The organism is Streptomyces sp. GbtcB7 (genome assembly GCF_019091445.1).
GTDB classification, from domain to species: domain Bacteria; phylum Actinomycetota; class Actinomycetes; order Streptomycetales; family Streptomycetaceae; genus Streptomyces; species Streptomyces mirabilis.
Genome location: NZ_JAGXJM010000003.1, coordinates 312,034 through 325,773 on the forward strand (window position 1 = coordinate 312,034; position 13,740 = coordinate 325,773).

The following is a 13,740-nucleotide window of genomic DNA, read 5'->3' on the forward strand; positions in this document are numbered from 1 at the left end:
TATCCACATGAAGAAGATCACCCTGGGAGGCGAGGGGCTCGAGGTCTCGCGTCTGGGCCTCGGCTGCATGGGCATGTCCGGGGGCTACACCGGCGCCGGCACCGACGACTCCGGGTCGATCGCCACGATCCACCGCGCCATGGAGCTGGGCGTCACCTATTTCGACACCGCCGAGATCTACGGTCCTTACACGAACGAGGAACTGCTGGCCAAGGCGTTCGCGGGCCACCGCGACGAGGTGGTCATCGCCACCAAGTTCGGTCAGATCAACCACCTCGTGCCCGAGGAGAACGGGCTGCCGGTCCTCGGGCTGAACGGCACCCCCGAGAATGTGCGGCGGTCGGTCGAGGGCTCGCTACGACGCCTGAACACCGACTACATCGACCTCTACTACCAGCACCGGATAGACCCGGGGACGCCGATCGAGGACACGGTCGGGACGCTTTCCGAACTGATCGAGGAAGGCAAGATCCGCCACTACGGGCTGTCGGAGGCGGCGCCCGCCACCATCCGGCGTGCGCACGCCGTGCACCCGGTGGGCGCCCTCCAGACCGAGTACTCGCTGTGGACGCGCGACCCCGAGGCCGAAGTGCTCCCCACCGTGCGCGAGCTCGGCATCGGCTTCGTGCCCTACTCGCCGCTCGGCCGCGGCTTCCTCACCGGCACGATCCGCTCGCTCGACCAGCTCGACGCCGACGACTGGCGCCGGTCCAACCCACGCTTCGAGGGGGACAACCTGGAGGCGAACATCCGGATCGTGGAGCAGGTGGACGACGTCGCCAAGCAGCTCGGCGCGACGCCCGCTCAGGTTGCGCTCGCGTGGCTGCTCGCGCAGGGCGACGACATCGCGCCCATTCCCGGCACGCGCCGGGTCGCCAACCTGGAGCAGAACGTGGCGGCGGACGAGCTGGTGCTCTCGGCCGGGCAGCTGGAGCAGCTGTCCGAGGTGGCGGCGCCGGTCGGCGACCGGTACGCCGACATGAGCCGCATCAACCAGTAGTCCACACCTGTTCGGAGGGGTCCCGGCTCGCGTGAGCCGAGACCCCTTCGTTGGGAAGGACGAGTCATCCCCAGACAGCGCTGGGAGCAAGCATTGAGGTTCTGGCATCCGGCCTCCACTCATGGTCGACATTGAGCTTCCGCAGGCCCTGCGCGCAGCGCCGCGCTGAGCAGGCTCGGCGCCTGTGCCAGCGACGGCCCGTACCAGGTCAGCAGGCGGCCGTCGACGAGCACGCAGGGCACGCCCTCGAACGCCTCGGGTCCGTCGTCGGCGGTGAAGCGGTACGGCTCGTCGGGCAGGATCACGAGATCGGGGGCCGCCGCCCGGAGTTCGGGGAGCGGGACGCGGGGGTAGCGGTCGGCATGGTGGGCGTACGCGTTGTCGACGCCCAGGCGCGCCAGGACGTCCCCGGCGAAGGTGTCCCGGCCGAGGACCATCCAGGGGCGCCGCCAGATCGGCACGATCGCGGTCGTACGGCGGTCGGGAGCGGGTGGCCGCGCCCATGCGGCCTCCGCCTCGTCCAGCCAGCGGGGGCGGCTCCGCGCGCCGCACGCGCCCAGCACCCGCGCCAGCTCGCGGAAGGCTTCCGGCACCTCGCGGACCTCCGTGACCAGTACCTCGATCCCCGCCTCCCGCAACGCCGTCAGATCGGGCTCGCGGTTCTCCTCCTCGTTGGCGATCACCAGGTCCGGGGCGAGTCGTACGATCCGGTCGACCGCGGGGTTCTTGGTGCCGCCGACGCGCACGACGTCGAGGTCCGGCGGACGGCTGCACCAGTCGGTCGCGCCGACCAGGGCACCGGGGACGGTGACGGCCACGGCCTCGGTGAGCGAGGGCACGAGGGACACGACACGCACTCCGGCGGGCCCGCTAGGCATGCTGGAAGGTCTCGGGCGGCATGGCATCCAGTATCGCAGCGGCCCGCGATCGTGGCCGCTCGCGATCGGTGTGGCCCGCGCGGGAACGGCTCAGCGCTTGCCGAAGGTCTGGCGGTCCTCCACCGCCTCGATGTGGTCGGCGACCTCGACCACGACCACCCGGGTGTCCGGCACGGTCGCCCGCCACCGGTGGCGCACCCCACCGGTGAGGTACAGCGTGTCGCCGCGCCCCAGGCGGTGGGCGCGGCCCTCCGCCTCGACCTCGACGGCCCCGTCGGCGACGTACATCAACTTGTCGTTGCGGTGCTGGAGTTCGCGGCCCTCCTCGTGGTCACCGGTGAACTCCGTGGCGTGCAACTGATGGTGACCGCGCACCAGGGGGCGCATATGGGCTTCGGGAGTGAACTCGGCGCCCGAGTCGGCGCGCACCACATCGACACTGCACGCCGGGTCGGCCGCCGCGAGCAGTTCGACGGCGGTGGTGCCGAGGGCGTCGGCGACCCGCTCCAGGGAGCTCTGGCTGGGCCGGGCCCGTTCGTTCTCGACCTGGCTGAGGAAGGGCACCGACAGGCCGCTGCGCTCAGCCACGACGGCGAGCGTGAGCTCCAGTGCCCGGCGCCGCCGCCGGACGGCCGCACCCACCCGAAGGGGCTGTTCTTTGTGGTCGCCCATCGCTCCGGCTCCCTCCCACGCGTCGTCGGTCCACTGCTTCGGTCTGCCGCTTCGGCCGCCGCTCAGGCTGCTGCTTCGGCGCACAACTTCTGATGAGTTGTTTGCACCCTACGCATGTTCGGCAAACCGTTTCATGCACCCGTCACATCGCTGACACATCGGAGGAGGGTGAGGGCCACAATTCGCGCCAATAGACGAGTCGCCCCGGCTCCCCCGGCGCCACACCCTCCCGCGGGACGAAAAGGCTGACCAGCAGGGCCGGATGCCCCTGCGGATCGATGAGCGCGGGCACGGAGGGATCGGCGAGCGCACGACTGCCGCCGTGGGTGCGGATGGTCAGCCGATCAGCCCGCCCGGTCGTCGGATCATAGGCGTACGTCCATCACCTCCCGAAGCCCGGTGTCATTGCTGACTTTCCGTCAAAGTCGTTCTGAGTGCGCCGAGTTGGAGGAGCGAGCGGTTGCCGATGTCGCCGCACACGCCCCAGGACTCCAGGGGCGCGGTCCGGCCGTCGGTCGGGGCCTGCGTACCAGGTCGTGAAGTCATTGAGGGTGGCGCGGAGTTCACGGTCGGTGGCGCAGCGTGCCCGGTGGTGACCGGTGGACTCGTACCGTGCCGTCGTGCACGGAGGTGATGTCCGGAGTGCCTCGGCGCAGCGTGACAGGGTGCGCGGCGCATCGAAGGCGTGGGAGGCGTTCTCGGAACAGGAGGGCGTCCAGATCGGCGTAGCCGCGTACGGCGATGTGGTTGTCCGGATCCTTCTCGTACGCCAGTACGTAGCCACTGATGTCGTCGGTCGCGAGTGCGGGCCGGAACAGGGGGCGCACGAAGGTCGGGGTGGCCGTCGGTCATGCGGGTCCCGGCACCCGCGTGACCGACGGCCACCCCTCGCCGAACGTCCTTGCGGCTACTGCGGCGTCATCCGCTCCACCACGTCCGGGTGTTCCTTCAGCCATGCGGCGACGGCCGCCTCCTCATGGCCCTGGCCGCGCTGCTTGATCTCGCTCTCCAGGGTGCCGAGCTCGGACTCGCTCATCCTGAAGTTCTTGATCCACTTGGTGAGCTGCGGGTACTGCTCGGGGAACTTCTTGCTGGAGATGGTCCGGATCGTGTTCCCCTCGCCGAACAGCTTCTTGTCGTCGGCGAGCTTGGTGAGCTGGTACTCGCTGTACGCCCAGTGCGGCGACCACAGGACGACGGCGACCGGCTGCTTCTTGGCGTAGGCGCGCTTCAGCTCGGCCAGCATCGCGGGCGTGGAGCCGTCGACGACCTTGTACTCCTTGTCCAGGCCGTAGCCCGGAAGCACCTTCGTCTTCAGGAGGTTCATCTCGCCGGTGCCCGGCTCGATGCCGATGATCCGGCCGCCGAACGTGCCCGCCTTGCCCTTGAGGTCCGCGAGGGACTTGACGTCCTTCACGTACGAGGGCACGGCGATCTCCAGCGAGGTCGGCCGGTACCAGGTGCCCAGGTCTCTCAGGTCGTTCTTGTGCTGGTCCCAGTAGTTCGACTGGGCGTACGGCAGCCAGGCGTCGAAGTTGAGGTCCAGGTCGCCGGAGGCCAGGCCGGTGTAGACGGGGCCGACGTCCATCTGCTTGAGGTTCAGCGTGTAGCCACGCCGCGCCAGGACGTTCTTCCAGAGGTAGCTGACGGCGACGTCCTCGTCCCAGGGGAACCAGGCCACGTCCAGCGGGCGCTTCGTCTCGGCAGCGGCCACGGAGCTCTTGACCGGGGCCAGCTTGTCGACGACTCCGGGGTTCCGCTTCAGCCAGGCGCGCACCGCGTCCTGCTGCTTGCCCTTGCCCACCTTGTTGATCTCGGCCTCGAGACCGGTGAGCTGCTTCTCCGTCATCCTGAAGTTCTTCAGCCACTGCCCGACGACCGGGTTGTCCTGCGCGAAGCCCTTGCGGGAGAGGGTGTGCACGCCATCACCCTTGCCCCAGGCGCCCTTCGGGTCCTTGAGCTTCTTCAGGTCGTAGTCGCTGTAGGCCCAGTGCGGCGACCAGAGGGTGACGACGATCGGCTCCTTCTTGGCGTACGCGCGCTTCAGCTCGGCCAGCATCGCGGGCGTGGAGCTGTCGACGACCTTGTACTCCTTGTCGAGGCCGTAGTCCTTGAGGACCTTGCTCTTGAGCAGGCTCATCATTCCGGCGCTGGACTCGATGCCGGTGATCTTGCCACCGAAGGTGCCGGCCTTGCCCTTGAGGTCCGCCAGGGAGTCGACGCCCTTCATGTACGAGGGGACGCTCAGCTCCAGCGAGGTGGGGCCGAACCAGGAGCCCAGGTCGTCGAGCTTGCTGCCGTACTTCTTCCAGTACTGCTCGTGGGTGGTCGGCAGCCAGGAGTCCGTCTCGAAGTCGATGTCACCCTGGGAGAGGGAGGTGTACAGCGGGCCCGCGTCGAACTGCTTGGTGTCGACCTGGAAGCCCCGCTGCTCGAGGATCTCCTTCCACAGGAAGGTGGAGGCGACGCCCTCGTCCCACGGGATGTAGCCGATGGTGATCTTCTTGCCCTGGCCGACGTTCTGGCCGTCGGCCGCGGTGGACGTCGAGTCGGTCCCGCCGAACATGCCCATGCCGCCCGCGACCAGCGCGAGCACGACCACACCGATGACGGCGACGGCCGCGCTGGGGCGGTAGGACCAGATCTTCAGGCCCTGCGCGGCGCGCAGTTTGGCGGCGGCGCGGCGGCCGAGCGGGGAGACCTGGGTGCCCAGGGCGCTGGTCATGCGGTCCAGGTAGATCGCCAGGATGACGATGGCGACGCCCGCCTCGGAGCCGAGGCCGACGTTCAGCTGCCCGATGGCCTCGTTGACGTCGCCACCGAGGCCGCCGGTGCCGACCATGCCCGCGATGGCGGCCATGGACAGGCCCAGCATGATGACCTGGTTGACGCCCGCCATCACCGTGGGCAGCGCGAGCGGCAGCTGGATGCGCAGCAGGGTGGCGCGGGGCGTGGTGCCGAACGCGTCGGCGGCCTCGACGAGTTCCTTGTCGACCTGGCGGATGCCCAGCTCGGTCATGCGGACGCCGGGGGCCAGCGCGAAGATCAGGGTGGCCACGATGCCGGCCGGGGCGCCGGTGCCGAAGAACAGGATCGCCGGGATGAGGTAGATCATCGCGGGCAGCGTCTGCATGAAGTCCAGCACCGGGCGGACGATGCCGCTGACCCGGTCGGAGCGCGCCGCCCAGATGCCCACGGGTACCGAGACGACGAGCGCGATGAGCGTGGCGACGAGGACCAGCGAGAGGGTCACCATCGCGTCCTCCCACAGTTCGAGGGAGTCGATGAACGCGAATCCCACGAAGGTGAGGACACCGGCGGAGGTGCCGCGCAGCCAGAACGCGATCACCGCGAAGATGCCCGCGAGGAGGAGCGGTTCGGGGGCCTGGAGGACGGCGTCGATGCCGTCGTACGTGCCCTGGAAGACGGTCTTGAAGAAGTCGAAGAGCCACGCCATGTGGTTCAGCAGCCAGTCGACGGCGCTGTTGACCCAGTCGCCGAAGGGGATCCTAGGCACCGGCCGTCACCGCCTCGTCCCGAGGGCTGGCACAGCGTGCGGGGGTCCCCTGCTCGTCGCCGAGGAAGGCGACGAGGCGCCGCCGGTGGACGACGCCCACGAGTGCGCGCCGCTCGTCGAGCACCGCCACCGGGTGCGTGAGGCGGGCGCTGATCGCGCAGAGGTCCACGAAGGGGGTGTCGGGCGTGGCGGTCTCGCAGTCGCAGTCCGCCTCGTCGCCGCGTACGTCGGTGTCCATGACGGCCCCGGCGGTCAGGACCCGGGAGCGGTCGACGTCCTGGGTGAAGGAGGCGACGTAGTCGTTCGCGGGACGCACGAGGATGTCCTCGGCGGTGCCGGTCTGGACGATGCGGCCGTCGCGCATGACGGCGATCCGGTCGCCGAGGCGCATCGCCTCGTTGAGGTCGTGGGTGATGAAGACGATGGTCTTCTTGAGCTTCTTCTGGAGTTCGATCAGCTGGTCCTGCATGTCACGGCGGATCAGCGGGTCCAGCGCGCTGAACGACTCGTCCATCAGCAGCAGATCGGCGTCGGTGGCGAGCGCGCGGGCGAGGCCGACGCGCTGCTGCATACCGCCGGACAGCTCGTCGGGCCAGGACTTCTCCCAGCCGGCGAGCCCGGCCAGCTCCAGGGCCCTGGTGGCGCGTTCCTTGCGCTCGGCGCTCGGCACGCCCTGGACCTCCAGGCCGTAGGCCGCGTTCTCCAGGACACTGCGGTGCGGGAAGAGCGCGAAGTGCTGGAAGACCATGCTGATCTTCTTCGAGCGGACCTCGCGCAGCGCGCGGGCGCTGAGCGCGGTCAGGTCCTGGCCGTCGAAGCGCACCTGGCCCGCGGTGGGCTCCAGGAGTCCGTTGAGCATGCGCAGGAGGGTGGACTTGCCGGATCCGGACAGGCCCATGACGACGAAGATCTGGCCGGGTTCCACCGTGAAGGACGCGTCGATCACCGCGGCGGTCGTGCCGTCGGCGCGCAGTTCCTCACGGTCGGCTCCCTGACGGAGCCGCTCCACCGCGGCGTCGGGTCGTCTCCCGAACACCTTGTACAAATGCTCGGCCTCAAGCCTGGATGACACGGGTGCCTCTCGATCGGACAGTTGAAAAACCAACGGGGTTGTCCCGGTGCCGCGCCTGCCCACGCTTACACGGAGCAAACACAGGAGTGGTCCAGGTCACTGTCAGTGGCGTACGGCATGATGCGAGGCGTGACCAGACGCCTGATGCTGCTCGACACCGCTTCCCTGTACTTCCGGGCCTACTTCGGGGTCCCCGACTCGGTGAAGGCCCCCGACGGCACGCCCGTGAACGCCGTGCGCGGGCTGCTCGACTTCATCGACCGGTTGGTCAGGGACCACCGCCCCGACGATCTGGTGGCCTGCATGGACGCGGACTGGCGCCCGCAGTGGCGGGTCGACCTGATCCCCTCGTACAAGGCGCATCGCGTCGCCGTGGAGACCGAGGCCGGCCGGCCGGACGAGGAGGAGGTGCCGGACACGCTCTCCCCGCAGGTGCCGGTCATCGAGGAGGTCCTCGACGCGCTGGGCATCGCCCGCGTGGGGGTCGAGGGGTACGAGGCGGACGATGTGATCGGCACCTTCACCGGGCGCGCCGACGGCCCGGTCGACATCGTCACCGGCGACCGCGACCTCTACCAACTGGTCGACGACAAGCGGGGGGTGCGCGTCCTGTATCCCCTCAAGGGTGTGGGCACGCTCCAGCTCACCGACGAGACCTGGCTGCGCGAGAAGTACGGGGTCGACGGCTCCGGATACGCGGATCTGGCGCTGCTGCGCGGCGACCCGAGCGACGGTCTGCCGGGGGTGCCGGGGATCGGCGAGAAGACGGCGGCCAAACTGCTCGACCAGTTCGGCGACCTGGCTGGAATCATGGCGGCGGTCGACGACCCGAAGGCGAAGCTGACACCTTCTCAGCGCAAGCGGCTCGACGAGTCGCGGCCGTACGTCGCAGTCGCGCCCAAGGTCGTACGGGTCGCCGGTGACGTTCCCCTGCCGGACGTCGACACGGCGTTGCCGCACGCGCCGCGCGACCCGGCCGCGCTGGAGGGACTGGCCGCGCGTTGGGGTCTGGGCGGGTCGCTGCAGCGGTTGCTCACCACGCTCGGCGAGTGAACGGGAGCGGGTGAAAGTGACGTTCACATTCAGAAGAGTGACATTCTCAATTTAGGGTAGCCTTACTCGTAGAGCAGGACTCGACCCCGGCCGCCGCGCGACTCGAGCCCTGGCGTGGGGGGCTCATGGGCTTTTCACGCGGGGGGTGTTAACTAGGGGAGAGATGCTAACTTAGGTAAGCCTAAGCGAGTGAACGAGGAGGCCGTCATGGCAGAGCGTCCGGCACGCAGGTCCAGGAAGCCCCACACCGCGCACGTCGTGCGGACCGAGCGGTTGACCCCCCACATGCAGCGTGTCGTACTGGGCGGCGAGGGCCTCGCCGAGTTCACCGCGGGCACCAGCACCGACCACTATGTGAAGTTGCTGTTCGCCCCGGAGGGTGTCACCTACCCCGAGCCCTTCGACATGGATCGGATCCGCGAGGAACTCCCGCGCGAGCAGTGGCCGGTGACCCGGACGTACACCGTGCGTGCCTGGGACCCCGAACTGCGCGAGCTGACGCTCGACTTCGTGGTGCACGGCGACGAGGGCCTGGCCGGGCCGTGGGCGGCGCACGTCCAACCGGGCGAGGTCGTGCGCTTCATGGGTCCGGGTGGCGCCTACGCGCCCGACGCGAGCGCCGACTGGCATCTGCTCGCCGGTGACGAGAGCGCGCTGCCCGCGATCAGCGCCGCCCTGGAGGCACTGCCGGAGGGCGCCGTGGCCCGCGCCTTCGTGGAGATCTCCGGGCGTGAGGAGGAGCAGAAGGTCGACTCCGACGTGGAGGTCGTCTGGCTGCACCGCGGGGACCGGCCGCTCGGCGAGGCCCTGGTGGAAGCCGTCCGCGCCCTCGACTTCCCGGCGGGCCGGGTGCACGCGTTCGTGCACGGCGAGGCGGGCTTCGTGAAGGAGCTGCGCCGGCTGCTGCGGGTCGAGCGTGAGATCCCGCGCGAGGACCTGTCGATCTCCGGCTACTGGCGTCTTGGGCACAACGAGGACGGCTGGCAGGCCTCCAAGCGGGACTGGAACGCGCAGGTGGAGGCGGAGCAGGAGGCGACCGCGTCGGCCGCCTCCTGACTCCCGCCCACTCGCGTCACTCAGGACGCCGACCCCGGCCCCTCGGGGTCACACGGAACGCTGGTAGGACCTGAACGTACGGATCGACAGCCACACCGCCGCCACGGCCAGTGCGAGCAGCGCGCCCGAGCGGCCGAGCACGACACCCCAGTCGGGGTGCTCGGACATCGCCGAACGCCCCGCCACCATGGCCCAGTTGAGCGGATTGAAGTCGGCGATGTGCCGCATCCAGCCGGGCATCTGGGACGGGGCCATGAAGGCCGAGGAGAGGAAGGTCAGCGGCAGCAGCAGGAACGTGTTGATGCCGATGATCGACTCCCGCTCCCGGACCAGCATGCCCAGCGCGTTGGACAGCGCTCCGAAGATCGTGCCGAGCAGGACCGAGGCGACGATCAGGATCGCGATACCGCCGATGCCTCCCGGGTAATCCGCGCCGCCCAGCAGGCCGAGCAGCACGATGATGACCGACTGAAGCGCGGTGATCAGGCCGTTGTTGACGACGTTGCCGTTCATCAGGGCGGCCCGGCTGACGGGCGTGGTCAGGAAGCGGTTGAGCGTGCCGCGCTGGATCTCGTCGAGCGTGCCCATGCCCGCCCACATGTTGGAGCTGAGCGCGCTCATCACGACCACGCCCGGGACGAGGTAGTCCAGGTACGAGGTGGTGCCGAAGCCTCCGAGTTCGACGACCTTCTTGAAGAGGTTGCCGAACAGGAACAGCCAGATCACCGGCTGGATCAGGGTGATGATCGCGTAGGCGGGCTGACGTGCGAACACCATCAGCTGACGCTGGGTCATGTACCAGGTCTGGGAGACGGCGGTACTCATCGGACACCTCCGGCGAGGACGAGGTTCTCGGCGCCTTCCGCTTCCGCCTCCGCGTAACGGCGGCCCGCGTAGCGGAGGTAGACGTCGTCGAGCGAGGGGCGGGCGACGGTCGCGGCGGCGACCCCGACCCCGGCCCGCTCCAGCACCCCGAGCAGGGCGGGCATCGCGGCGGCCCCGTCATCGGCGCGGACACTGACACGGCGGCCGTCGAACAGCGCCTCGTGCACGCCCGGCAGCCCGGTGAGGGCGCCGTTCAGCAGCGTACGACCGGCGTCTCCCAGGGCTTCGCGCAGTTCCACGTGGACGGCGTCACCGCGGAGTTCGCCCTTCAGGGCGTCCGGGGTGCCCTCGACCACGACACGCCCGCGGTCGACGATCGCGATGCGCTCGGCGAGCCGGTCGGCCTCCTCCAGGTAGTGCGTGGTGAGGAGGATGGTCAGCCCCTCGTCGCCGGCGAGGCGGGCGATCTCGTCCCACATCGCGGTGCGCGCCTCGGGGTCGAGTCCGGTGGTGGGCTCGTCGAGGAAGAGCACCTCGGGGCGGTGGACGAGACCGAGCGCCACGTCGAGCCGACGCCGCATGCCGCCCGAGTAGCCCTTGACCGGGCGCCGCGCCGCGTCGGCGAGCTTGAAGCGGTCGAGCAGTTCGTCCACCCGGCGGTTCAGCCCTGCGCCCTTCAAGCCGTAGAGCCTGCCCTGGAGTTGGAGGTTCTCCCGGCCGGTGGCCACCGGGTCGGCCCCGGAGTTCTGGGCGACCACGCCGATCGCGCGGCGCACCCGGTCCGGATGGCGCAGCACGTCGTGCCCGGCCACGGTGGCGGTGCCCGAGTCGGGTCGGGCCAGGGTGGTGAGGATCTTGACGGTGGTGGACTTGCCGGCACCGTTCGGGCCGAGCAGGCCGAAGACGGTGCCGGTCTCGACGGTGACGTCCATGCCGCTGAGCGCGGTGACGTCACCCGGATAGGTCTTGATCAGCTGACGCGCCTCGACCGCGGGCGCACGGGTACTGCTCATGACGACTGCTCTCCTGTGTGAGCGGTGATCTCGGGTGGGTATGCCGAGCCGATCCGCGTGAAGAGCGCCGGGCTATCCTGGGTGTGCCGCACCTCGATGGCCCGGAGCTGCCTCACGGCGGGTTCGGTTCGGGGTTCGAGACCCCGGCGGGGCTGCTGGAACAGCGCCGCCGGGGTCTTTTCTCTGTTCGGCTACGGCCTTTCGACCTCACCGGCTTCCAGCTTCAGGAACTCCTCGGGGACCTCCCCCGTCTCACTGAAGGACCGCCACTCCTTGACGCCCGGAAACGTGCCCGCCGTGACCTCCGCCAGGAAGCCGCGGACCCATTCGGCCTCCGCCTCGATCATGTGCAACTTGAACTCGGACTCGATCAGGAAGAGCCGGGGCAGCGTCTCGTAGAGCTTCTCCAGGCCGCCGCGCAGACTCGCGGCCCGCACCTCCAGCATGTTGAGCCGCTCTCCCAACAGGCGTGCCACCTCGTCGGGATGGAGCACGCCCATCAGTGAGAGCGCGGCCTCGAAGATCGGATACTCCTCCGCCGGGACGGCGAGCAGGTCCGACAGCCACTCCGTGGCCTCCGCACGTCCGGCGTCCGTGATCCCGTACAGCGTGCGCTCGGGGCGGTTGCCCTGTCGCTGCACCTCCGCGACCTCGACGAAGCCGTGCTTCTCCAGGTTCTGCACGACGGTGTAGAGCGAGCCGTAGTTGATCTTCAGGCTGGTGTCCTTGCCCCGTCGGCGCAGGGTCTGGGCGATCTCGTACGGATGCATCGGCTTCTCGGTGAGCAGCACCATGACCGCGAGCGCCAGCGGATTGCTCAGCTTCCGGCGTTTCGTCGCCATGATGACCTCACCTCGTCTCCGAATATCCGTGGCCGAACATATCGCGTATGCGGGGCGAGCGTCAATACACACGATGTATCGCGATTCTTCACGGGACGCAAGGGCGTGAGGACTTAGGCCCGACCCCGACACGGCCGTGTCACGCGAGCGAAACAGGCACTCCCTAATTTCTGTCACCCGACAGGAATCCGGCTCACGCCGTCCAGCACACCCACCCCGCTCACCCTTCCGCGCCGAAGGCAGGTGCCGCCGTGACCACCACCGCCCCCTCCGACGTACGCCCCGACCCTCCGGAGTCCTCCGGCGACCGCTCCCTGGCCGAGTTCGGCTACCGCCAGGAGCTGCACCGCAGCCTCGGCCGGTACGCCTCGTTCGCCGCAGGGTTCTCCTTCATCTCCGTCCTGACGACCGTCTTCCAGTTCTTCGCCTTCGGGTACGCGTTCGGCGGCCCCGTCTTCTTCTGGACCTGGCCGGCCGTGCTGGTGGGCCAGTTGGCGGTCGCCGCCTGCTTCGCGGAGCTGGCCGCGCGCTATCCGATCTCGGGCGCGATCTACCAGTGGTCCTCGCGCCTGTCGAACCTCTCCTTCGGCTGGTTCGCCGGCTGGATCATGGTGATCGGGCAGATCGTGGTGGTCGCGGCGGCGGCGCTCGCGCTGCAGATGGTGCTGCCCGCGATCTGGTCCGGCTTCCAGCTGGTCGGCAGCGATCCGGCACCCACCAGCCCCGACGGCGCGGCCAACGCGGCGGTCCTCGGCGTGATCCTCCTCGTGCTGACCACCCTGGTGAACGTCATCGACAACCGTGTGATGTCGATGATCAACCGGATCGGTGTCACCGCCGAGATCATCGGCGCCGTCCTGATCATCGTGCTCCTGCTCACCCACTCCGAGCGCTCCCCCGGCATCACCTTCCACACCGGCCAGGGCAGCACCGGCCTGTTCGGGGCGCTGATGGTGGGCTCGTTCATGGCCGCGTACGTCATGATCGGCTTCGACAGCGCCGGTGAGATGAGCGAGGAGACCCACAACCCGCGCCGCACCGCGCCCCGCACGATCCTCACCGCGCTCGGCGCCGCGGGTCTGCTCGGCGGACTGATCGTGCTCGGCGGACTGCTCGCCGCGCCCAGCCTCACCGACGGCCGTCTCGGCGTCGACGGTCTGAGCTACGTCCTGACCAGCAGCCTCGGCGACGGGGTCGGCCGCGCGCTGCTCGCCGACGTCGTGGTGGCCATCGCGGTGGCGACCCTGGCGATCCAGACCGCCGCCTGCCGCATGCTCTTCTCGATGGCCCGCGACCGCCAGCTCCCCTTCTCCCGCCGCCTCTGCGCGGTCAACCCGCGCACCGGCATGCCGAGCGCCCCCGCCCTGGTCGTCGGCGTCCTCGCCGCCGCCCTGCTGCTGCTCAACTTCGCCTCCCCGGACGCCTTCCTGGCGATCGGCACCACCTGCATCGTGATGCTGTACCTGGCGTACGCGATGGTGACCGGTCCGCTGCTGGTCCGCCGGCTGCGCGGGCAGTTCACCGCCGACGGCACCGACGAGAGGGGCGCCCCGCTCTTCTCACTGGGCCGCTGGGGCGTCCCCGTCAACGCGATCGCCCTCGTCTACGGCCTCTTCATGACCGTCAACCTCGCCTGGCCGCGCGCGGCGGTGTACGACCCGGCCGGCGGGCACTGGTACTTCCAGTGGTTCACGGTGCTGTTCCTGGGCCTGACGCTGGTCGCGGGCGCCGCCTACCGGGCCTACCGGGCGCGGACACCGGTGGCCGAGACTCCCGAGGTGGTCCCGGCCACGTACGCCTGAACCCCTCCCC

12 protein-coding genes are annotated in these 13,740 nt (G+C 69.5%); 4 read left to right on the forward strand and 8 right to left on the reverse strand.

What is annotated here, in order from left to right; translation table 11 throughout:
* The first annotated feature begins 7 nt into the window (after window positions 1-7).
* Entirely contained in the window at window positions 8-1,000 is a 993-nt protein-coding gene (locus KVT44_RS06770) for an aldo/keto reductase (RefSeq protein WP_217566387.1), read from the forward strand.
* A gap of 119 nt (window positions 1,001-1,119) precedes the next feature.
* Here KVT44_RS06770 and KVT44_RS06775 read toward each other — a convergent pair whose 3' ends face one another.
* The 5 genes from KVT44_RS06775 to KVT44_RS06795 form a co-directional block, all read right to left on the reverse strand.
* Window positions 1,120-1,878 carry a helical backbone metal receptor gene (locus KVT44_RS06775; RefSeq protein WP_217566388.1) on the reverse strand — a complete coding sequence of 253 codons (759 nt, stop codon included), beginning with the start codon at window positions 1,876-1,878 and terminating at the stop codon, window positions 1,120-1,122.
* A 90-nt stretch (window positions 1,879-1,968) separates the two neighbouring features.
* Complete coding sequence (locus KVT44_RS06780) at window positions 1,969-2,550, reverse strand: helix-turn-helix domain-containing protein (protein WP_075027664.1); 582 nt, start codon at window positions 2,548-2,550, stop codon at window positions 1,969-1,971.
* Between the two features lie 563 nt (window positions 2,551-3,113).
* Window positions 3,114-3,377 (reverse strand): hypothetical protein, encoded by a 264-nt coding sequence (locus KVT44_RS06785; protein ID WP_217566389.1) that lies wholly within the window; start codon window positions 3,375-3,377, stop codon window positions 3,114-3,116.
* 80 nt (window positions 3,378-3,457) lie between these two features.
* Window positions 3,458-6,067 (reverse strand): ABC transporter permease/substrate binding protein, encoded by a 2,610-nt coding sequence (locus tag KVT44_RS06790; RefSeq protein WP_217566390.1) that lies wholly within the window; start codon window positions 6,065-6,067, stop codon window positions 3,458-3,460.
* Entirely contained in the window at window positions 6,060-7,139 is a 1,080-nt protein-coding gene (locus KVT44_RS06795) for a glycine betaine/L-proline ABC transporter ATP-binding protein (RefSeq protein WP_217566391.1), read from the reverse strand. The genes KVT44_RS06790 and KVT44_RS06795 overlap by 8 nt, the downstream gene beginning before the upstream one ends.
* 120 nt (window positions 7,140-7,259) lie before the next feature.
* On the opposite strand from KVT44_RS06795, the gene KVT44_RS06800 reads away from it, so the two are divergent.
* Window positions 7,260-8,192, forward strand: coding sequence for a 5'-3' exonuclease (locus tag KVT44_RS06800; RefSeq protein ID WP_217566510.1), 933 nt, complete (start codon window positions 7,260-7,262; stop codon window positions 8,190-8,192).
* Between the two features lie 207 nt (window positions 8,193-8,399).
* On the forward strand, window positions 8,400-9,248 hold the full coding sequence (locus KVT44_RS06805; RefSeq protein ID WP_217566392.1) for a siderophore-interacting protein: 849 nt from the start codon (window positions 8,400-8,402) through the stop codon (window positions 9,246-9,248).
* Window positions 9,249-9,296: 48 nt separating this feature from the next.
* On the opposite strand, the gene KVT44_RS06810 is transcribed toward KVT44_RS06805, so the two are convergent.
* The 3 genes from KVT44_RS06810 to KVT44_RS06820 all read right to left on the reverse strand — a co-directional run bounded on the left by KVT44_RS06810 (window position 9,297) and on the right by KVT44_RS06820 (window position 11,928).
* Window positions 9,297-10,073: an ABC transporter permease gene (locus KVT44_RS06810; RefSeq protein ID WP_060899887.1), complete on the reverse strand. Its 777-nt coding sequence runs from the start codon at window positions 10,071-10,073 to the stop codon at window positions 9,297-9,299.
* A complete protein-coding gene (locus KVT44_RS06815; RefSeq protein ID WP_054231191.1) occupies window positions 10,070-11,086 on the reverse strand; it encodes an ATP-binding cassette domain-containing protein in 1,017 nt (338 codons plus the stop codon). Before KVT44_RS06815 ends, KVT44_RS06810 begins: the two co-directional genes overlap by 4 nt.
* A 191-nt stretch (window positions 11,087-11,277) precedes the next feature.
* Entirely contained in the window at window positions 11,278-11,928 is a 651-nt protein-coding gene (locus KVT44_RS06820; protein ID WP_217566393.1) for a PadR family transcriptional regulator, read from the reverse strand.
* A 251-nt stretch (window positions 11,929-12,179) separates the two neighbouring features.
* Here KVT44_RS06820 and KVT44_RS06825 point away from each other — a divergent pair, with 251 nt between their 5' ends.
* A complete protein-coding gene (locus tag KVT44_RS06825; RefSeq protein WP_099923577.1) occupies window positions 12,180-13,730 on the forward strand; it encodes an amino acid permease in 1,551 nt (516 codons plus the stop codon).
* Window positions 13,731-13,740 lie beyond the last annotated feature (10 nt).

Coding starts and splice junctions, on each gene's coding strand:
- KVT44_RS06820 (WP_217566393.1), bottom strand. CDS start 11,928: ATGGCGACGAAACGCCGGAAGCTGAGCAATCCGCTGGCGCTCGCGGTC.
- KVT44_RS06800 (WP_217566510.1), top strand. CDS start 7,260: ATGCGAGGCGTGACCAGACGCCTGATGCTGCTCGACACCGCTTCCCTG.
- KVT44_RS06815 (WP_054231191.1), bottom strand. CDS start 11,086: ATGAGCAGTACCCGTGCGCCCGCGGTCGAGGCGCGTCAGCTGATCAAG.
- KVT44_RS06775 (WP_217566388.1), bottom strand. CDS start 1,878: ATGCCTAGCGGGCCCGCCGGAGTGCGTGTCGTGTCCCTCGTGCCCTCG.
- KVT44_RS06770 (WP_217566387.1), top strand. CDS start 8: ATGAAGAAGATCACCCTGGGAGGCGAGGGGCTCGAGGTCTCGCGTCTG.
- KVT44_RS06810 (WP_060899887.1), bottom strand. CDS start 10,073: ATGAGTACCGCCGTCTCCCAGACCTGGTACATGACCCAGCGTCAGCTG.
- KVT44_RS06780 (WP_075027664.1), bottom strand. CDS start 2,550: ATGGGCGACCACAAAGAACAGCCCCTTCGGGTGGGTGCGGCCGTCCGG.
- KVT44_RS06805 (WP_217566392.1), top strand. CDS start 8,400: ATGGCAGAGCGTCCGGCACGCAGGTCCAGGAAGCCCCACACCGCGCAC.